This window comes from Paenibacillus sp. FSL R7-0128, from assembly GCF_038002245.1.
Taxonomy (GTDB): domain Bacteria; phylum Bacillota; class Bacilli; order Paenibacillales; family Paenibacillaceae; genus Paenibacillus_AQ; species Paenibacillus_AQ silagei.
Map to the genome: position 1 here is coordinate 4,641,426 of NZ_JBBOCD010000001.1, position 20,694 is coordinate 4,662,119.

General features: G+C 56.7%; 16 protein-coding genes. All 16 read right to left on the bottom strand.

Annotated features, from left to right (window positions below):
- Positions 1-28: 28 nt before the first annotated feature.
- The 16 genes from NST26_RS19555 to NST26_RS19630 all read right to left on the bottom strand — a co-directional run bounded on the left by NST26_RS19555 (position 29) and on the right by NST26_RS19630 (position 20,692).
- Complete coding sequence (locus NST26_RS19555) at positions 29-5,914, bottom strand: tail fiber domain-containing protein (RefSeq protein WP_340951965.1); 5,886 nt, start codon at positions 5,912-5,914, stop codon at positions 29-31.
- Between the two features lie 38 nt (positions 5,915-5,952).
- On the bottom strand, positions 5,953-6,135 hold the full coding sequence (locus NST26_RS19560; RefSeq protein ID WP_036733381.1) for a hypothetical protein: 183 nt from the start codon (positions 6,133-6,135) through the stop codon (positions 5,953-5,955).
- A 19-nt stretch (positions 6,136-6,154) separates the two neighbouring features.
- Positions 6,155-8,995 carry a tail fiber domain-containing protein gene (locus tag NST26_RS19565; RefSeq protein WP_340951957.1) on the bottom strand — a complete coding sequence of 947 codons (2,841 nt, stop codon included), beginning with the start codon at positions 8,993-8,995 and terminating at the stop codon, positions 6,155-6,157.
- Positions 8,996-9,023: 28 nt separating this feature from the next.
- On the bottom strand, positions 9,024-9,773 hold the full coding sequence (locus tag NST26_RS19570) for a phage tail protein (protein ID WP_340951955.1): 750 nt from the start codon (positions 9,771-9,773) through the stop codon (positions 9,024-9,026).
- Positions 9,770-10,642 carry a hypothetical protein gene (locus NST26_RS19575; protein ID WP_340951953.1) on the bottom strand — a complete coding sequence of 291 codons (873 nt, stop codon included), beginning with the start codon at positions 10,640-10,642 and terminating at the stop codon, positions 9,770-9,772. Before NST26_RS19575 ends, NST26_RS19570 begins: the two co-directional genes overlap by 4 nt.
- A 22-nt stretch (positions 10,643-10,664) precedes the next feature.
- Positions 10,665-14,318, bottom strand: a complete 3,654-nt coding sequence (locus NST26_RS19580; RefSeq protein WP_340951950.1) for a putative baseplate assembly protein — start codon at positions 14,316-14,318, stop codon at positions 10,665-10,667.
- Positions 14,318-14,713, bottom strand: a complete 396-nt coding sequence (locus NST26_RS19585) for a GPW/gp25 family protein (RefSeq protein WP_036733369.1) — start codon at positions 14,711-14,713, stop codon at positions 14,318-14,320. The genes NST26_RS19580 and NST26_RS19585 overlap by 1 nt, the downstream gene beginning before the upstream one ends.
- A gap of 3 nt (positions 14,714-14,716) precedes the next feature.
- Positions 14,717-15,112: a PAAR domain-containing protein gene (locus NST26_RS19590; protein WP_076083201.1), complete on the bottom strand. Its 396-nt coding sequence runs from the start codon at positions 15,110-15,112 to the stop codon at positions 14,717-14,719.
- Between the two features lie 16 nt (positions 15,113-15,128).
- Positions 15,129-15,848 (bottom strand): phage baseplate assembly protein V, encoded by a 720-nt coding sequence (locus tag NST26_RS19595; protein WP_209992563.1) that lies wholly within the window; start codon positions 15,846-15,848, stop codon positions 15,129-15,131.
- Positions 15,845-16,888 (bottom strand): phage late control D family protein, encoded by a 1,044-nt coding sequence (locus NST26_RS19600; RefSeq protein ID WP_340951945.1) that lies wholly within the window; start codon positions 16,886-16,888, stop codon positions 15,845-15,847. The genes NST26_RS19595 and NST26_RS19600 overlap by 4 nt, the downstream gene beginning before the upstream one ends.
- Positions 16,889-16,900: 12 nt before the next feature.
- Positions 16,901-17,512, bottom strand: coding sequence for a CIS tube protein (locus NST26_RS19605; protein WP_036733360.1), 612 nt, complete (start codon positions 17,510-17,512; stop codon positions 16,901-16,903).
- On the bottom strand, positions 17,512-19,065 hold the full coding sequence (locus NST26_RS19610) for a hypothetical protein (RefSeq protein WP_340951942.1): 1,554 nt from the start codon (positions 19,063-19,065) through the stop codon (positions 17,512-17,514). The genes NST26_RS19605 and NST26_RS19610 overlap by 1 nt, the downstream gene beginning before the upstream one ends.
- Positions 19,065-19,541: a phage tail protein gene (locus tag NST26_RS19615; protein WP_036733355.1), complete on the bottom strand. Its 477-nt coding sequence runs from the start codon at positions 19,539-19,541 to the stop codon at positions 19,065-19,067. Before NST26_RS19615 ends, NST26_RS19610 begins: the two co-directional genes overlap by 1 nt.
- Before the next feature lie 11 nt (positions 19,542-19,552).
- The gene (locus NST26_RS19620; RefSeq protein WP_076083189.1) at positions 19,553-19,738 is read right to left on the bottom strand and encodes a DUF6760 family protein; all 186 of its coding nucleotides are present in this window, start codon (positions 19,736-19,738) and stop codon (positions 19,553-19,555) included.
- Positions 19,735-20,103 (bottom strand): hypothetical protein, encoded by a 369-nt coding sequence (locus NST26_RS19625; protein ID WP_036701224.1) that lies wholly within the window; start codon positions 20,101-20,103, stop codon positions 19,735-19,737. The genes NST26_RS19620 and NST26_RS19625 overlap by 4 nt, the downstream gene beginning before the upstream one ends.
- A 145-nt stretch (positions 20,104-20,248) precedes the next feature.
- Positions 20,249-20,692, bottom strand: a complete 444-nt coding sequence (locus NST26_RS19630; protein ID WP_340951941.1) for a phage tail protein — start codon at positions 20,690-20,692, stop codon at positions 20,249-20,251.
- Between the last annotated feature and the right edge of the window lie 2 nt (positions 20,693-20,694).

The following is a 20,694-nucleotide window of genomic DNA, read 5'->3' on the forward strand; positions in this document are numbered from 1 at the left end:
CACCTTGTACACTGAGGATTTATTGCAATTAAGCGCCTGCCAAGGCCGTGACCTGAACCTTAAGTTCATTGACCTGCTTGCGCATGTCTTGAGCTTCCTTCTGCTGCTTCTGGACTACCGTGGTCAGTACGCCGATGATGTCCATCAGCACTACAGACTTATGATCGGCAGTGGAGAAAATCTGCGGCACATCCTCGGCAATGAAGCCGATGTTCTGCTTCTTGCCGTTCTCTGTCTTGTAGTTGAAGGTCACCGGCTTCAGCTTGTTCAGCAGCTCCAGCGCCTTCTTCACCGGCAGGCTGGCGATGTTCTCCTTGTAGGTCCGGGAGGAGGTCTGCGCGAAGTTCGTTGCCCTCACATTGCCGTCCACATCCAGCTTGTAATCATCGGCCGGAGCTTTTCCAATTCCGATATTGCTGCTGGAATCTACCGTTAATGCACCTGCAACCTGGACCAGCTCATCATAGACGGAATCCTGGGTGACCAGATTCAGCATACTCCCCTCAATGCCCGCCTGCCATACATTAGCCGCAGTATCCCAGAGAATCCGTGCGTTCTTATCCTTGCCACGGGCAACCTCAATGCCTTGGGTGATTACCAGGCTGCCGCTGATCTTGGCATCCTTCACGGTCAGTGTATCGCTGAGGGTCAGGTCCTTCACTGACAGCGCGCCGCTGACTGTGACGTCCTTAGCAGTGAACGATCCAGTCACTTCGGCATCTGCAGCCGTTAATAAGGTGTTGATTACAGCTTTCTTTGCATTCAACGTTCCGCTAACCGTAGCCTCCTTCACCTCGGCTGTGCCACTCAGCATTGCGTCCTTAGCGGTTAACGAACCGTTCACAACGGCGTCAGTGACCGTTAACTTCCCGGATACTAGGGCATTGCCGTTCACATCCAGCTTGGCGGCTGGTGCGGCGGTGCCTATCCCGATATTACCGGAAGCCACCTTCACCACAGCGTTCAGATCCGTAAGCTCCTGATGCGTATGACCGCTGTAAGCGAGCTGCTTCAGGCTGCCCGCAAGTCCCAGCTGCCATTCAGCCAGTGCTTCGTTCCATACGATCTGCGCCTTGGCGCCTGTGCCCCTGCCCACATCGATCCCCTGGCTAAGAGTCAGGCTGCCCGTAACTGCAGCGTCCTTCGCGGAGAACGTTCCGCTTACCTCGGCATCCGTAGCCGTTAATACGCCGCTGACGTTGGCGCGCTTAGACGTTAACGTTCCGCTGACTGTCGCGTCAGCAACGGTTATGCGGCCGGACACAGCCGCATTGCCGTTCACCTCAAGCTTGGCCGTTGGCGCTGCGGTGCCGATTCCGACATTTCCGGAGGCGATCTTCAGCACTCCGGTCAGCTCCGACAGCTCCTCGTGTGTATGGCCGCTGTAAGAGAGCTGCTTCATGCTTCCTACAATACCCGCCGTCCAGACATCCTGGGCTTCATCCCAGAGCAGCTGTGCCTTCTGATCCGTCCCCCTGTCCACTGCAATCCCATGGCCTAGCGTAAGACTTCCGGTGACGGTGGCGTCCTGTGCAGTGAAGCCTCCGCTGACCGTGACATCCTTAAGTGCAGCCAGGCCGCTGATCTTTGCACTTGCTGCTGCCAAGCCGCCGCTTAGCGAAGCCTCTGTAACCGTCAATGATCCGCTGACAACGGCATTCCCTTTGACCTCCAGCTTAGCAGCCCGGGCATCCGTGCCAATCCCGACATTGCCTTCGTCAACAGTGATGGCCCCCGACAGTGAAGCATACTCGGGGTGGGTATGGCCCTTGAACTCAATAGCCTTCAGGGTATTCGAGACTCCGGCCAGCCACTCATCGGCGGTCTCATCCCATAGAAGCTGGGCTGGAAGAACGGTCCCGCCGCGGAATACCTCTAGACCGGCATTTTGGACAATCGGGGTGCTCTGAGGAGCATATTTGTTGACTCTTATGATGTTGTCTTCTACCTCAAGGGTAGCCGCATTGATCGTCACAATGTCGCCATTTACCGTCAGATTGCCGTTCACGGTCAGATCTTTGGATATGGCGGCGCTGACTGCGCTAAGCTCCCCGCGGATTACTGCATTCCCTTGAACATCGAGCTTGGACTTAGGGTCAGGGCTTAAGGTTCCGATGCCGACCTCTCCGTTTTTGGTAACACTGAACAAGCTGTCTCCGCCAGTTGCTCTAACATCCAGCAGCGCCAGCGGAACCGTGGTTCCGATGCCGACATACCCCTTCGCATCCGAGAACAGGGCGATCGTGTTACCGAGCGAATTGAACAGCTTGTTCTGGCCGCCCTTCCCTGTTCCGAATTCAGAGAAGGTGACCCCATCGCCATAGAACCAGGCATTCTGCTCATTATTCCAGTAGATCCGGGCATTCGGCTGAAGAATTCCGTCTTTGTTCAAACCGCGCGGAGCTTCAAACCCTCCGGCAGTAACATTCCCGGAGATAACTGCATCCTTACTAATCACAGCACCAGCTGCATCAATCCCTTTGTTAAAAGAAGCTGACCCTTCAAATACAGCATCACTATGAGCGGTCAGCTTACCTGAGAAGGAAGCCGCTCCAGAGACCTCTGTCTCTGTCCGGAAGACCGCCTTGCCTGCCACATCCAGCACCTCGGTAGGATTATCCGTACCCACTCCCATCTTGCCGCTGCGGGTCAGGCTGAGTACCGTTCTGCCGGCAGTACCCAGCTTCCAGCGGTCCTTGGCCCACTTGATCTGCGCGTTGGTCTCGGTTCCCTGCTGCACCTCGATGCCGTCTCCAACCGTCACTGTTCCGGCAATTGCCGCGCTGGCGGCAGTCACTGCTCCTGTAATCGCGGCACCCGCAGCCTTCACTGCGCCGGAGGCCTGGACATTGCCTGATGTATCCACTACCAATGCCGCACTGTCTGTAGGTGTTGCAAGCTGCCACTGGGACTTGACCTCATCCCAGGCAAGCTTAGCCGGATTCTCATCCGCGCCGCGATAGACCTCAAGTCCGCCACCTGCAAGCGACTTGACCGTACCGGCATCCTTGTTGACAGTAATCCAGGGACTGCCGATGTCCAGCTGATCTGAGGCGATTCTGGCGGAGGCTCCCCGGATTTCCAGATCTCCGGCTACCGTCAGATGACCGCCCACCGTCAGGTCATGGTGAACATTCACATCCCCTTCGGCGCTGGCACTGAGTGCCAGGATGTCGCTCTTCGGGTTGTACAGCTGACTATGGAGATGCAGAGCATCTGCACTCGCCATCTGTGTCAGCTTGTCCCAGGAGCTGCCGCTGGCGACATTCTCCAGAGAATTCCCGATACCCACCTTCCACTTCCGCTCGCTTTCGTTCCAGAACATTCTGGCAGGCGGCTGCGCTTCTCCCCGAAACACTTCAATGCCGCTCTCAGTGGCTGGCGGGGTATCTCCTGCGAATTTGTTGATCTCAATGACGTTATTAGTGACGACCAGATCTTCACGGTTAAGCGTTGTCGTGGTGCCTTTGACGATCAGGTTGCCATCTACCTTAACCAGGCCCTGAACCGCCAGACCTCCGCTGACCTCCGCCCCGTTATTGACGGTCAGGGAGCCCTGCACCTCAGCATCATTGATCATTTCAATATCACCATCTGCAGTAACCTGGACAGCTGTGTTGCCCGCGCTATCGCTCAGGGAATTGTGCCGGTGCAGGCCATCGGCATCCGAGCTGACCCCTCCGGTCAATGCGTCCCAATTGCTCCCGTAGGCAATATTGGACAGCTCGTCGCCCAGTCCCAGCTTCCATCTGCCATCCGTCTCGTCCCAGAGCAGCTTGGCGCTCGGGTTCAGCTTGCCCCGGTAGACCTCAATGCTGCTTTGCTTCAGGGAGGAGCTGTTCCCCTCGAATTTATTGAGCTCAATCCGGTTGCTGACTACCACCAGATCTTCCTTTTTGACGAAGGTAGTGGTGCCCTTGACCGTCAAATTGCCTTCAATCGTGGCCGAGCCTCCGACACTCAGATCGGACTTCAGCGTTGTACTGCCCTTGGCTAGCAAGGTACCGCCGAGCTCCAGATTCCCGGATGCCGACAGCTTTCCCTGCCCGTCAGCCGACAGAATCGTTCCGCCGGACGGTGTGCTCAGTGTGCTGTGCTTGTGGGAAGCATCCGCCACAGACCCGCTGATCAGCGAGTCCCATTTGTTCCCGTAGGGAATGTCGGACATACTGCCTTCAAGCCCGATTTTCCACTTGCGTTCTGCTTCGTTCCACTCCATGCGCGCTGCCGGAAGCTGGCTGCCCCGGTAGACATCAAGCCCTCCCTTGTTGCCAAGAGCTGTGTGATCTTCCGCCTTATTGACCGTCAGGAAGCTGTCCGCCACCTCCTGCTCGACCTTCCGGATCACCACCTCTTCTTCCCGGACGATCAGCTTGTTCACGGTCAGGGTCTCGCCGACCATCAGCTCATGGGGGATATTCACATTGCCGTCGGCACCAATCTCCAGCGCAAGCAGGCTCTTGTCTTCGTTATGGAACTGCCTGTGGGTATGCAGAGCATCTGCGTTCCGGTTGCCGCCGGTCAGCTCTTCCCACTGCTTCCCGTCAGGAATATTGGTCATATCCCCATTGGCAGTGCCGGTCTGCCAGGATTTCGCGGCTTCATTCCAGGCAATCTTGGCATTGGGCAGCGTGGCTCCCCGGAAGACCTCCAAGCCATCCTGCCGGGATACAAGTGTACCGGATACACTCATCCCCCGGTCAACCAGGACCGTACCTGAATCGTCCGTACGTAGTGCCGGCTTGCCGTCCGCAGCATTCAGCTGGCTGTGGCTATGCAAGCTGTCCGCATTCGCGCCGTGATGCAGCTGCTCCCAGTCTGCGCCGTAAGCAACCTTGAACATGCCGCTGGCCTTGTCACCCTCCAGCGCTTCGGTTCCGATCATCCAGCTCTCATTCTTCTCATCCCATTGCAGCTTGGCACTGGAATGATCCTTGCGCAGGATCTCAAGGCCCATCCGGTCTTCTTCAGCGGCATTCTGATTCAGGGTAACCTTGCTTCCGCCGATGATAACCTGCGGAACGTCCAGCACCGCCATTCCTCCGCTGACTTCAATCCCTTGCTTCGCGGAGAGGGGCCCCTCCATAGTGGACGCGCCGGAGACCTCCAGATCGCCGGACTCATTCACCTTGAACACCGCTGCGCTGCCCGAGGTTACTGATAGCGTGCCGTCTATATCCACCGCTCCATAAGTGCTGATGGCTCCCGCCTTGATATCGCCAGTGAACTCAGTCAGCACAGCGTGAACATTGAGCCGGCTCCCTGCCTCACCGTCCAGTTCCTCCGAATTGCTAAGGAAGGGCGTCTCAGGCTTCTTCTCTTTGCCGATGATGATCTGATCTGCCTTAAGCACCGTCCCGCCTGCCGCCCTGGTCACCAGCTGAGACCCGTCTACATCCGTCTCATAGATCCCGCCGATCGTTAAGGACCCGTCCTGGGAATGCTTCAGATTCACACGGGCTAGCAGGATATTCTGGTGTACATCTGCGGGCTTTCGGGAGCTTATATCAATGTTCGCCTGCTCCAGCACATGGATGGGGTTGCCTCCGCCCTTGAGCAGATCTGTATCCGTCAGCTTTTCCTTATAGCTGATAGAAATATAGATCTGATCCGAAGTGCTGTACCCGGAGAGATTAATCACCCGATCCGGGTGAGCGTCACTGACCATAATTTCCTGGCTGATCTCCTCATTGTGCTCCGGGTCGGTGACACGGTTGAGGGCAAAGCCCGGAGCGATCTCAACGGTTATCCCGTCCCGCATGGTGACCTTAAGACCATCCACGACTCCCCAATCATGAAAATGACGGTTGTGCAGCTGCCGCACACGCTTATGGTAATTCTGATCCAGCGTCAGATCCTCTTCCTTCAGCAGCAGCCCGTTGAAATAATTCATGCGTTTCATATCCTTTGGCACAATCCCACTCCTCCCGGCTCTTCATAGTTACAGCTTGCTTAGGCCTGAACGGACTCCTCTTCTGCGGCAGCCAGCTCCTCCAGCACCTGAATGGCCCCGCTGATGCGTGTTAAGGTATATCCCAGATTGGTACGCTTCTCGTCCAGCTCCTGGATCATCTGCCGCCCGGTTTCAAGCTCTGCCTTCAGTTCGTTCATGCGTGCTTCTAATTGTTCTTTCATGAGTTCATCCTCCTAAGGTTTAGGCACCCTGCAGGGTGTCGATTTGTTTTTGCATTCTTGTGATCGCTTTCTGCTGATCCTTCATCACGCTGGTCAGCACAGCAATGATATCCATCCCGCTGATCGCCCGCTGCTCCGGATCGGCCAGAACGGCCGGTACTTCCTCCGCAATGAAGCCGAGGGTCTTCGGCTTGGTGCCTCCTTTGTATTTAAAAGAGACCGGGTTCAGCCCGTCCAGCAGTTGCTTCGCTTCCTTGACCGGAATGTCGGCAATATTGTCCTTCAGCTCGCGCGAAGACCACCAGTACATGCTGCCGTTGGCATAGACCCCGCCGCTGGCATGAAGATAGATGCGGTCGCCGGCATCATTTGAAACTCCGATGTCCAGCACGCAGTTCTCCCCGCTGGTCGGATAGTACTTGATCCAGGCCGAGTCGCCGCTGCCGCCGCCGGGATCGGACGGGAAGATAATCCCGTTGTTGCCGCTGCCTGCGCTGGGGATCAGGGCATTTCTCACTTCCAGGCTGCTGTGGACAGAAGCATAGGACCAGTCGTTGCCGTAGTTGAGCACCAGATGGCTGCCATTGTCGACCAGCGCCCGGCCGGGAGCCCCACGGCGTCCGGGATAACCGATGTAGAAATCAGCGCAGCGTACAACGGCGGCGAATTCCTCAGCCACATCCAGCTTTTTGAATTTGCCGGCGAAGTTGAATACCTCTGTCTTGATACTGCCTTTGATCTCAAGGTCGCCGCCAATATAGGCGCCCCCCTTCACCTGCAAGGAGCCATTCACATCCAGGTTATCCCAGATAGAGACTCTGCGGACTCCTGATTTCCCGTTTCCCGCGATCATCAATGAATTGTAGTTCGTAGTATCGTTACTGATCTCGGCATGGTTGGGCGATTGACCTGTGAAGCCTGTCCAGCCAGAGGTGAAGCGGACCGGATTCTGGCCGCTCAGGATACGCAGCTCCCCGGCCACATCCAGCTTATCGGCTGGCTCCAGCGTTCCGATGCCCACATTGCCGGAGGCGATCAGGGAGATATGATCACTCCTGTCATTGGAGGTGCCGATCTCCAGCGTGCAATCCTCACCTGTACGGGGATAGTACTTAATCCACGCCTGATCCGACCCGCCTCCGCCCGGATTGGCCGGGAATATAATACCGCTGTGCGCCCCGTTCCCCGTGCTTGGAATAATCTCCTGGGAGGCCTGCATTGTCCCGTTCACATACAGAAATCCGTTCACATCCAGCCGGTCCCAGATGGCGACCTTTCGCTTCTGCCCGGCAGAGTTGTTGCCGACAATCATCAGCGCCTTGTAATCTGTAGTATCGTTACAGATCTCCGCACCGTTCATCTGCTTGTCGGGAAAGCCCGTCCAGGCGGAGGTGAAGCGGAGCGGGTTCCGGCCGCTGAGCAGGCGTACGCTGCCCTCGACATCCAGCGAATCCTCCAGTACCTTCTGCGGGCCGATGCCGACATAGCCGTTCTTATTCCAGGAGAGCGCCTGCTTGTCTGTGCGGGAGCCGTCGGCGTTAACCGTCCGGGTTCCGAGGGCCCCGCCGCTGCCGCCGAATACTACCGGACCATCCACCTCTGCCGCAGCGAAGGGTTTCCCGGCTCCGAACCAGCCCAGACCATGCGAATGGTCAACCGTGTCCGGGTTCGTTCCTTTCAGCAGCAGGATTCTGTCGTCCTGCAGGGCAAGATCAGCATCACTGTACAGCTTGCCCGCCCCGGTGAAGCCGAAGCTTTGGCCTGCTGATGAAGACAGCTTACTGTGCCGATGCAGCAGATCAGCGAATTCAGATTTGATCAGGCTGTCCCACTCATTGCCGTAGGCAATGGTCTTAAGATCGTTGCCGAGCCCGGCCTTGAAGCATTTATCCTCCTCCACCCAGACAATCCGTGCATCATGCTTGCCCCCGTCGCCCCGGTATACTTCCAGGCCGCCATCACGCGCACCGGGGAATACATAGTTCGGATCATCCGTGTTGGGGCTGTTCACCTCAACGAAGCTGTTCATAATCCGCATCTCGCTCTGGGCCTTGTCCTTGCTCTTCAGAATCAGCTCGCCCTCAATTGTCAGCGCTCCGGCCACACTCATAGCCCCGGTGAAGCGGGTCTCGGGAGCTCTGATCTCCAGCACTTTACCGGCCTGAAGTGTAGTCATAGACGGCATCGCTGCCAGAACGGCTTCACTCAGCCCCGCGCTGTCCATGCTGTCTTCACTCTGAACCGGGATCACCAGCTTCTCCGTGACCAGCTTCTTGCCAGCGGCACCGGCATAGGTTCTTAAGGGCGTCCGGGCCGCATCACTGTCGTAATCGTAAATACATGTACTGTCGATGGTAATGCCTGCCCCTTCTGTGCGGGGAACCACCCGGGCCAGAAGGATCGTATCGGTACCCTCAGGCTTAGTGGTTCCGTGACTGATTTTTCCCCGTTCCCAGATATGGATCTGTTCCCCTTGACCACGCTCAATGCTGCGTTCGGCCCCCACCTCTTCGTAGCTGACCCAGATGTAGATATTCTCATTGGCGTTATACTCGGAGAGGTTGACCGGATTATCCGGATGCCCTTCATAGATCAGGATTTCCTGGCTGATGCTCTCATACTTGTCACCGTTCTTGACCAGCACCAGATTCAGGGCAAGCCCCTCCGCAATACTCACTTTCATGGATTCCCCCGGCTTCGCCGAGGGCAGTACCTTGAGCCCGCAGACAATTCCCCAGGTATGCAGATAACGGTTATGCAGACGCTGCAGGCGCAGGTGAAACTCCTGATCGAGCTTATAATCCTCAGCGTTCAGGAAGAGCCCGTCAAAGTAGCTCATTCTTCTTAATTCTTTTCCCATGATTCGCTTGCCTCCCGGTCTATAATCTCTATTGCTCTGTCATACCCCCGACTAAGGTCTCCATCCCCACACGCCCATAGACCCCCAGACGCATAGACGGGACTTCAATATTCAAGCTGGAATTGGTGTAAAAGGGCCGCTCCTTCCGGATCACCTCCTGCAGATTCCGCACCTTCTGCTGCAGCAGGCTCCGGCTGTACGCCGGGAGGATGATATGGACGGAGAAGTAGCTCGGCTCGGCCGCCCCAACCATCGTATTGATGCCTATACGCCGGCCATTACCGAGACGGACAGGCTCCTCGTAGCTATAGATACGGATGGCCGCCTCTTCACCGGCGTGAACCTGCAAATATTCGGCCAGACCGCCGAGGGTTCCGCGTTTCTTGTAGAGCTGGACGATGCTGCTGATCAGCTTGCGGTTAACGGTGCTGCGTGTGTCCGCAAGCGGAAGAATTTGCGTAGGGGCAAGCGTGCGCTCCAGGTTATCCTCCTCACCGTCATACTCTACGCCTCCGGCCAACTGGAGGCCCACCCAGCCTGCAAGCCAGGGCAGAAACTGTGAGGGAGCCGTCTGCGGATCGAAGTATTGATGCAATCCATCCAGCAAGGCCTCCATTCCCACAGATTCCGCGCCTGCCGTCCCCGTATTGCCGGAGAGCATGGCTTCGAAGGCCTTCAGGAACCGTCCCAGAAAAAACTGTTCATCGGACTCCCCCGATTTCTGCTGGAACACCCGGGGGAGATACTCCACATAACTGTACCCGTCTGTCTTGCTCATGCTTCCACCTCAATCTTCAGGTCCTTCAGCTTAAATAACTGGAATGGCAGCAGGTCGGGCGAGTCCAGAGTCACGCTGGTGACATGATCAATGCCGGCGATTCCCTCTACCAGATGATACAGATCCGAGGCGTACAGCTTCCTCCCCGGAAGCCAGCCCTGTCCGTGCTCTCCCCCGTTAACCGGGTCCAGGAACTGTACAATACTATCGTTCACGATACTCCCGATGCTCTGATTCCCGGCGGCAACCGTCATTTCGATCACAACGTCCCGGTAATCAGGCTCAACGACATGGACACGGGTCGTCAGCAGCTTGCTCTTCTCCAGGAAGGCCTTAACCTGCTGCTTGATCTCCGTCATGTCCCTGCGCAGATCCTGCTGATTCGCAGTCTGGAGCACCAGAACCACCGACACATGCCCGAAGGCTTCTTTATTCCGCCCGGTGCCGTTCTCCATATCCGTATTAATCAGACAGAGCGTTCGGACCGCAAGGTCGGGATACGTGCTCCGAATCCCCGGGATATCCAGCAGGCTCTGCCTCGCCAGCAGCTGGTAATCTTCTGCCGTCACAGCCCTATAACATTCGGAGAACTGCTTCGCTCCGCGGGATATTCCGCTGGCCAATGCCTCTCCGTCCTCCAGGGTGATACCCAGCAGCTTGAGGAATTGCTGCTTGCTCTCATCGGTCACCTGGTCAAGCCTGTAGAGGACCATCTCTGTGAAATAGGCGAACAGCTCCACCAGCGTAATGCCGGGATCGGAGGGATTATAGTTCGTCCATTCCGGATCGTAGAGCGGAATCAGCGCAGTGGCGTCAGCCACAAGCTGGTCAAAGCCAAGATCATCCAGCTTCAATACTGGAAGCGGCATAGGTTCTTCCTCCTTTCTGTACTTACGGCTCCAAGGCATTACAATACGGACACCGCGCCACTGTGTCCGGTATACCGGACAGCCCCGTCAGATACCTCCGCTCTTCCATGCGGATATCCTCCAGCCCGCACGCTGCCGTAGTTGCGGTCAGATCATGCAGCAGGCCAGCACGCTTATCCACAAGATATGGAAAAAGATGCTCCTGAGGCTTGTTCACCAGATGCAGCCCGCCGCAGATCAGCTCGTCCTCTTCCAGATGAATATTGCCGCTGCCGATGGTGCGGATCTTGAGCGGCGTGGTATTGATGTATTCATCCGTCCGGCTCAGGAAGACAATATCCTTCTCCTCGAATACCGCGGTCTTCACCACAAAGGTTACCAATCCCGATTCCAGCCTATTGAGGATATACGTCCGGACCGTCAGATCATCCGTGAGTCCAAATTCCAGATCGCTGCCCTCGGGATAGCTCTCTGCAAGCGGTTCTTCATCAAGGGTCTGGCATTCGAGCATGTCACCGTCGATGGAGAGGACTATCAGCTCTACCGGCTTCCGGGATCTGTAGCGGAGCGTGATGATTCCGTTCTCCTTGAATCCTCTGATCACCAGCGATTTCACTTCATCCCCGGCCTCCACCGGCTCAGCAAGGGCAAATTGAAGCGCGTTGTCCTCAGAGCGCACCAGGCTGTATTTCGGATAGGCGGCCTGGGGCTTATACGGCCCGTTCTCAAGCGGCTCCAGCTTCAGCGTGAAGCATTGCACGGAAGCCTTGACGAGCACATCCGATACATAGTCAACACCCGGCGTCTGCTTAATCACGGCATAGACCTCGGAGACATACAGGTTCTGTCCCAGCTCCCAGCCCGTGTTCCCGTCTGCGCCTTTAAGCGGATGAAAGAACTGCTTCAGGTTATCGATGATCCGGCCCTCAGCTACCTTCCGCTGGTCCGGAGAGGTAAAGACTACGGTTGCCTCCACAGCAGTGCGGACATAGTCCGGGCCAATGACCTCTATCCCCGGCTCGGCGGTGTTCAGGGGGGCTGAGATCCGTTCACACAGATAGGCTTCAATCTCACTGCGCAATTCCTGGCTCGGGACCGGTCTCGGATCGTCTGTCTCCGGTACCACGATCAGGGTTGCCCTACCCGGGGTAAATTCCAGCTCCCGGTTCATAGCACTGAGACATTTCACCTTGGCAATCTGGGGCATCGCTTCACGCACCAGCCATTCCATGTCCTCAGCGGTTACGCCCCTGTTCCAGCTCTTCAGCGTATGCGGCCCGCGAAGCTCGGCCTTCTCCGCTTCCTCCTGATCGAAGCCACCGTCCGCCGCCACCGGATTCGTTACGGAATCCAGCCAGCTGTAGCTGTCCCATATGCGCGATACCGAGCCTGCAGCAACATTCCCGGAAGCCCCGCCGCCATGCTTGTAGTCACATAGGATGTTGTCAGTGCCCATAGGCGGAATCATGCCGCTCCGTCCATCCCCGAACATGATCATTCCGGTGCTTCTGTCCAGCATATAATGCCTTGAATCTGAAGAGGATACGGAGAATGTATCTACTTCCTCCCACGGTATCCATGCCCCCTGACCGGTGGCTTCCCGGACCTTAAGAAGCTGGCCGGGCAGCACGGGTATCTTGGACAACTGAACGATCTGATTCTCCTCACCATTGCTGGAGCCCAGAAGCTCTCCCGCAGCGGTATTGGAATTGCGGGCCCAGACCGCATTAGCGAGAATGGCATCCACCTGCGGGACAATCTCGAACCGGCCTTCATCCAGCCGGGCACGTATCCAGTACTGCTCCGTACCGAACAGCGGCCGCTTCGCAATATCTCCCGGCACGGCAAACTGCAGAATCTCCCTGCGGGTGAAGCCTCTGATCTCATCATTCACGCTGAGCGTCAGCCATCTTCTGCCGTCCCAATACTCCCACGCAACCACCGGACGGCCCAGCTGTTCACCGGTTAGCGGAAAGAAGAGCGACACGGGCAGATCGCTGATATCACGGTCAAAGCCCAGATAGAAGGTCGGCTCCGTCTCAGCGCACGGATAGAAGGGCTTGAAATACTCGCCTTCGTTCCGGCAGGCCGCCGACCTGTCGGCGAAGCTGAAGTTATTCTCTGTAAGCACGGTCTGCGGGTGCGCCTCCAGCGTGTAGCTGTAAGCAATGCTGAGCTTACGGATGGAAGGCGGCGCATAAGTCGCTTGGGTCACCTTGAGCTTGGCTACATTAATGCTTCCTTCGCCCAGCTTGACCTCTTCATCCTGATATTCGTATTTCGCATCCTCGCCGTAGTTCCCGCCGGTGATGCGGGCCCGGACCCAGTACTGCTCTTCACCGCCCAGCGTCAGCGGCCGGATACCCGGACAGACGAAGCTTAGCGTTCCACTGGCAGTAAGGCTGCTGACCGAATGGAGGGCAGCACCGCCATAAGCTGCACCGCCTTCGTCCGCTCTCTCTTCAAGACTGGTGATCGCAAGCCATTCCTGCCCGTTCCAGTATTCCCAGCCGAGTCTCACATACGGTGTGTCCGGCTGCTTGCTGATCTCCGGCTCCGACAGCTCCACCCTCAGCGTAATCCGGGCACCCGGCTTCGAGAAGGCCTCCCCGCAGGCGATATAGAACGTATCGTTGATTCTGGGCTTGTCCCCCAGCGGATAATAATCCTTGCCCATATCCAGCAGGTTTCCGTTATTCACCGTCACATCCGGCGGTAGCGGCTGCGGACTCACCACGTTAAGCTCCAGGCGGATATCTTCGATATCTGGCATTAGCACTCCGGTGGTTATAGGCTTCTTCAGCTCGGCGAAGATCCATTTGCCCGGCCATTCCCGTAGCGTCCCGGACGATCCGTACCCCGCCAGCGTCTTCGTATGCACGCCAGTCAGCCGGTCGAACCGGACCACTGCCCTCCACAGAGCATTCTCTTCCTCTTCCGCTTCGGCTATCGAGGAAGGATACAGCTGTACAGAATTCCCTTCTTCATCGAAACAAAACCAGTCCATATGGTTCAGTAGATTCCCGGTTCTGTCCTGCCCCGGCGCGGCCTTGCTCAGCGCAGCTGCATCAGGCTTGTTGAAATAGACCGATAAGCTGCTGCCCGCTTCCTGGAATCCTAACAGCTCTGTATGCCCCAGATACAATCTGTGGACTACTGTAGAATCGCCCCTGAACAGCCGGGCAGGTCTGCCGGCAGGTCCCCCGGCAAGCAGATCATCCTGATTGCTCCACTGGTCCTCCTCCGGATCGAGACTCACCGCCCGGACCGGCTGTGCCATAATGACGGTCAGATCCTTGTCTGTCTCAAAAACCACCTCCGCCCCCTGCTCCGGCTGGGCGGATACCCGGGTTCCGGCCGGAACCGTGTTATAGCTGCCCGAATCCGGCTTCAGCCGGAAGAGCAGCGGAACTTTGGCAGCACGGGGCGGAGTAGGATGAATGCCGATCAGATTCAGGAAGGAGGTGAAGTTCTTCGCAGGCGCCTGATTCAGCCGGCTGATCACTTTGCCCATCATCCCGGTGAAGATATGGACCAGCGCATCTGCCTTCTTGTCTGCCTCAAGCTCCGGCACATCCGTCCATTCCCGGCTGCAGTATTGGTAGATTAAACGTCGTAGCTCGGGAACCAGCTGTTCCTGATCCCGATTATCAATAATAGGTATTTGCTTTGGCATTATTTCCCCACGCTTTCAAGGAAGAATGGATAGACCAGATTATATTTGCTGTTGCTGGCTCTAATCGAATAGTCAATAGACACCTCAAGCTCGGAGCGGTCCGAGCGCGGGGTGACCGTAATGTCGTCCACTTCAATGCGCGGCTCCCAGTTCTGCAAGGCTTCTTCAATGAAGCTTCGCAGCAAGGTTGCGGTACTCATGGTATTGGGCGAGAACACCAGCTCATTCAGTCTGCAGCCGAAATCCGGCCGCATGACCCGCTCGCCGCGGGCCGTTGACAGAATCAGAATGATCGATTCCCGGATGGAGTCTTCTCCACCGGAGGATCGGAGACTGCCCCGCTGGACAGCGAGCGGATACGTCCAGCCCCGTCCCAAAAAATCTACAACTTCCATCTCTCAGCCTCCTATTAAGACCGTTCCCGTAGCAGACACTTTCCCTGCCGGAAGGTCGGCCGGATCATTGCAGGTCAGCGCCGGATCACCGTTTCTAGCAGCCTTTTTCCCGTTGATAAATACCGTTGTGCTTCCGGCGCTGATGGTCCCCTTATTGGTTGGAGGCTTCTGAAACGGGCCTCCCTGCGGAACATGGGCCGGCGTATTCGTGGCCGTAGAATCCATGGTGGCTGCCGGCTGCCCCATAATCTTGACATTCGTGCTCAGCGCACCGTCCAGGATTCCCGTGAAGGGATGGGGCAAGGGTGTCGGAACGAGAGCCGATCCGGCTGGAAGCATCACGATATGTGTATCCGTCGCCAGAATCCGGTCGCCTTTTTTCGCTGCAGGTTGACCCATGAATGAAGCCCCCTCTCTAATTAATGTTGACCGTAGCCCCTTTGATCGTCATACTGGCGGCGGCTTTGACCTCCATCCCGGCCGAGGCTTCGATGGCGGTGCCCGCCGATGATTTCATTTCAATGGATTTGGCGGACAGGGCCAGCTTGCCTCCCGCCGAGATTTCAATATCCGCACCGGCGGATACCGACACCTTATTCGCCTTGGTATCCAGGATGATCCGGTTCTTGCCTGATTTGTCGCTAATCCGGATCTGCTCCGCACCGCCCTTGTCATCCAGCTTGATTACGTGGCCCTTGGCGGAGGTAAGCGTGATGCTCTCTTCCCCCTTGGTGTCGGCGAACTGCAGAACATGCCCGCTGCGGGATTTGAACAGGCGGATATTATTCTTGCCGTCTTTGTTGGTCTCCGGCGGCAGGTCTTGTCCATTCCACAAGGAGCCAATGATATAAGGGCGGTTGACATCCCCGTTCTCAAAGGCTACCAGCACCTCATCCTCCACCTCCGGCAGGCAAAAGGCTCCCCGCTCCTTTCCGGCCATCCAGGACGCCATACGCGCCCAGTTGGATTCCGGCATCCCCATCAGCGGGATCTTCACCTTCACCCGTCCGGGCCCAGGCTTATCCGCATGGTTCGCCGAGTCATTATTGATGACAATCCCCACCATTACACCGAAAATCCGTCCCTCATTCATGATGCTGTCCATAAAATTGCTAATTCCGGGTCCTTCACTCATAGGCCAGTCCTCTTCACCTTGAACGTCGTGGTATAGCCCTTGCTGTCGATCTTGTGAACTGTAGCTACAATGTAATAAATGCCGCTGAAGCGCTCGCCCAGACCCATCAGCTTCACAGTCTGCCCCGCCCGGAGCTTCGGGTTCCCCCAGCACATGCCTTCCCCGGCAATGAATTCGCGCAGACGGCTGTTGTAAGCGGCGGCAGCCAGCACCTTGGCTTCGTTCATATCCAGCAGATTCTCGGCCATAATGACAATCGGTGATTCCCCGACCGCTGCGGTGCTGATCGAGAAGCCGCCTTCCTTCCCGCCCATTCTGGTCGTCTCTTCCCCGCTCTTAGCGATGGCCTCAAGCTCCTTCTTCTCCTTCACATCCCAGCCCTTAAGCGTCACTTTACTACCCCGGGTAAGAGCCCTAAGTTCCAGATTCAGCCGTTCAAAATCCTTCTTGAAGCTCATCTCCGGCAGCACCGGGGCCTTCACAGACCGCGACTTGACGAAATGCAGCTTCTTGTCTGCCGCGAACAGCTCATAATCGAGCAGGGCTGCCCGCTCCAGCAGAAATTCGTAGTTGCTCTGATTATTCTGGAAGAGGTAGGGATACACCGTTCCGGTATCCTCTACCACAGGGGTCAGTCCATGCTCCTTGGCGATTTCCGCAGCAATGTCACTATCCTTCTTCTTCAGAAAAGCTTTGCTCCTCGTCCCCATACGCAGCCTGTGCAGCAGATCATATCCGCGGATATCCAGCACCGAATGCTCCGCGAAGTTCAGATCCAGCGAGGTAATCTCCCCGCTGATCATTGGCTCCGGCTGGTCGAGTCCAAGGGAGAGCTTCAGCTGGTCGCCCGGCTTAAGGCTCGTCAGATCCGTTCCCCGCCACATGCCGCTTCCGGCATTCACCATATTCATCTGGATGGAAAATACCGCCGGCAGATTAAGCTCATCCTCCAGCGTGACGCCTTCCACCGCCGCTGTCAGTTCAGCGGACAGCTTGCTTCCGTTCAGCTCAATTTTGTAATTCGCTACACTGGTGCCCATGCAATCCCCGCCTTAATCCGGGATAACCAGAGTTCTCCCGATATCGTTTTTTCCAGGAAAGCCAACCGGATTGACGATCCTGTTCAGCTCGGCAATTCTGCGCCAGGCCAGCGGCTCCTTCAGCGCCTCATTCGCAATGAGGTCGAGCCGGTCCCCGCTTTTGACCACCCACAGCTTCCGGCAGGCATTCAGGCCCTGGCTGTCCTCCACCGACTTGTCCGGCTCATCTGTAATGAAGGTCACATCCAGCAGCGAGCGGACAGGTGTGCCGTTATCCATGAACATCGTGAACTTCTGCTCAATCTTGCTCAGCAGGCCGCGGTAGGTGAAGCCACCCCAGACGAACATGCAGACCGGCGGTTTTTTCGTGCTTTTGCCGCTGACCTTGGGATCAAGCAGCGAGGTCAGCTGCCGGGTCTTCTTGCGGACATCCTTGCGCTGCTCATAGGTATCGTAGAACAAGGAGACCTTGAACTCCGGTGTCTCTGTAATCTGGAACTGCTTATTGTTCTTCTCCCCGGTATATTTGCCTTCAAAAGAAACGGTGTACTCATTGGGGTTAAACATCACCTCAATGGCACCCACGGGCAAATCCAGAGGAATGATCTTCGCTTTCTCCGCCATTATCTTAGCCCCCTCCGATCCTTGCGTATGGCCATTCTCTTCTCCAGCACCTGATATACCCGCTCAGCCAGCTGATTCAGCTCTGCTGCATTCATGGCCGGCGGCGGAACGGCCTTGGTGAAGGTCTGCGCCGGAGCCTGGGCCGCCTGTTCCTGCAGCACACGCTCCAGCTGCTGCTGCATGGGCTCCGGCAGAGCCGCGCGGGGCGCTTCAGGCTTCCGCAGCACCAGGCGGCTATGGCTGGCGGCAGGCTGAAGGTCCGGTTCATAAGCATGGCCATCCCCCCTAAGCGGACTGCCCGGCCTTCTTCGCTGCGGGGCAGACGGAAGCTCCGTCCGGTCCGCAGCGTAGATCAGGCTGGCCTCCACCGGCGCCCCAGGCCCCGGCCCTCTTGGAGCTGTCCGGCCTCCGACTGCGGCCATTCGCGCGGAAGCCGTCCGCTTGGCCGCATCTGGTACACCTGACGTGTCCCCAAGCGGCAGTAAGATATGCGGCTGCGCCAGCTGCAATGACTTCATCGGCTGCCTCAGATGAACCGTACCAACGGCAGCGAGCAGCGGGCTCAGAAGCTCCTGCCTGCTCTCCAGCTGTTCAAGCGTTGCCGTCAGCTGCTGACCTAAGCCGAGCTGAAGACTGGTATTTACGCTGGAATGCGGAAGCAGCAGATTATCGGGCTTGAAGCTGAGGGTGGGAGTCTTAAGCTGTGCTTCCACAGCGGTCCCGGCTGAGCCTGAGACGGCCTCCCGTATATGCTTCAATGCTTGTGCCGGTACCGGATGCCTTGCCTGCTGCCCTAAGGGCTGCGTATCGGCTCCAGTCTCCCCTTCTTGCTTAAGGCCATAGGTCCGCAGCAGCTGCATCACCTGCACCAGCTGCTCATGACGATGGACTGCATGGGCTGGTCTGCCTGTCATCCTGTCCTGCTGCCCTGGAAGGACAGAAGCAGTCGGCAGATCGCCTCTGTTCTGCCTGTCTCCCTGGCTTCTTTCGGTTGTAACGCCTGGAGGCTGCGTCTTCAGAACAGACGACCCGGACGGCGCAGAGACTTGTACCTGTCTTGCTCCGGCTGGATGAGCAGCTACAGGTTCAGCCGGATGAAGCGCTGTATTTTGAATGCGATACTCCGTTGTTAGCTGATGTTGATTGTTTCTATGCTGCCAGACTCTCTCTTCCAGCACCTGTACGGAGTTAAGTCGTCCTGCTGCTGAATGAAGTCCGCTCCGTAGTTCCTCAGCTTGACCAGGAGAAGCAGATGGAGCGCTAAGTCCAGCCGTGCTCCTGCTTTGAGTAATGAGCAGGATGCGGCTTGCCGGTCCGGGATTGTTCTTCCCCGTTACTGCCGGATAATAGAATGACTGATGGATATGGTTGGTCACCATGTCCGTACGCTGCAATGTCTCCGGTTCCGCAGCATATAGCGGATTGTGCCGCAGGATCAGGCTCTTCAGCTTTCTCCGCCAACGGGTCAGGCCGTATTTTGCCAGAATCGACTGAATGAACTCGGTCTGCTTCTGATTCGCAGGAGCCGCCGTGCTCCGAATGCTCCGGCTCATTACCGGTACCTGTACAGACCGTTATGAGTCAGAACCAGACTCTCGACGGCTACCGCGCTGCTGCTGGCGTTGAACGCCGGCCCTTCCCATTTGATGGGACAGGCTTCTATGAAGTTCCACCACACCTTGGGTGTGCCGGAATGATCCAAGAGACAGATGGACCCGCTACGCCGCCGGATGACCCCATTGACCACATTCTGATACCAGTTCCACAGATATTCATCATTCGTGACCCCGTTTTTCAGCGTCAAATCCGAGTATTTGGTCGGTCCCAGGAATACAAATTCCTTATGATTCTCACCGCCGAAGGTTTTGCGCTCCACCTGTGTCTCCACGCTAAGGCCTGAGACCTCAGAGAATCCGGCCACGGAGATCCCGTCAATTTCCACGATGAAGTTATAAGCAAGAAAGGGATCTTCCCGGTACCCGGGTACCCAGCTACTTTTCGCGCCGATATTTAGCATATTTGCCTTCATGTTATCCTCTCCTAAGCCTCAAAGAAGTTCTTCTTCTCTTCCCCGCCACTCAGCTTCTGGTTGATCCGGCTGACTTCACTGCACCAGCGGTCCCGTTCAGCATGCTCCAGGTTCAGCACCGCCGTATAGTCCCAGTGCAGATAGTAGGTCAGAAAGGCTACCTCCTCGTAGAGGCGGTCAAGGGGGTAGCCGACTATTCCCCCGGCGGTTCCAGTTCAAGCTCGAAGCGCTGCTCGCATTTGGGGCACTGCGCATGAACCGCATTACTTCCGTTCTGGTTAATCCGGTTATACAGATCCTGCAGATAAGCGAAATCCGAGGTATACAATTCTTCGATGACTCTCGGTGTAATCATGCCCAGCCCGCCCAGTCCGGTGACCACTCTGGAGAGCAGAATGACTGTCAGATACGCAGGGTTCTGCTGAACCCTGGAATCCCGTAGCGGTGTAATCTCATCGGCTGCGGTAGCCAGACGCATGGTCCCCTGCTTATGCAGCGTGCCCGCTTCATCCACGTACCCTTTGGGCAGGGTGAAGCTGAATTCAGTTTGTAATAGTTCCATGATCTCCCTCACTTCCTCCTCTAGACCATCCTCATGTCTTCGCTTCCTTCCGGCATCCCAGCCATGAATATGATGTCCATACCGTCCATCTTATGTTTTGGCGTATCGCATCACATCCACAGTGACGATGACGAAGGGCGGGAAGCTATTTCACTCTGCGTACCCCTTCATGCACCAGCTCCATCGACTCGACAGAGACCTCGTTGCCTTTGGCGCTAAGGGCGCTGACATCATACTTGATCGGCCAGGCTTCGAGGATATCCCACTGCGCCTTGTCATTGCCTTCTTCATCCACCAGGATGATCGACAAGCTCTTGCGGTTCTTCAGCGCGCCTTTATCCTCAATCGACTTGCGCCAGTTGTAGAGCTCCAGGGAGTCGGTCAGACCTTTTTTCAAAGTGATATTCCCGAATTTGGTCAAGCCCGACAGCTTGCGTGCATGCGGGGCATCGATGCCCTCCCGGTAGTCCACAGCCTCTGTGGATGTATCCGGTATCGTTGCGTCTGCGAAGGCTGCGGTCTGAATGCCGTCAATTACAATGCGGAAGCGGTAATTGCGGTAAGGGTCTAATCTTTTGCCGGTTGCCATAG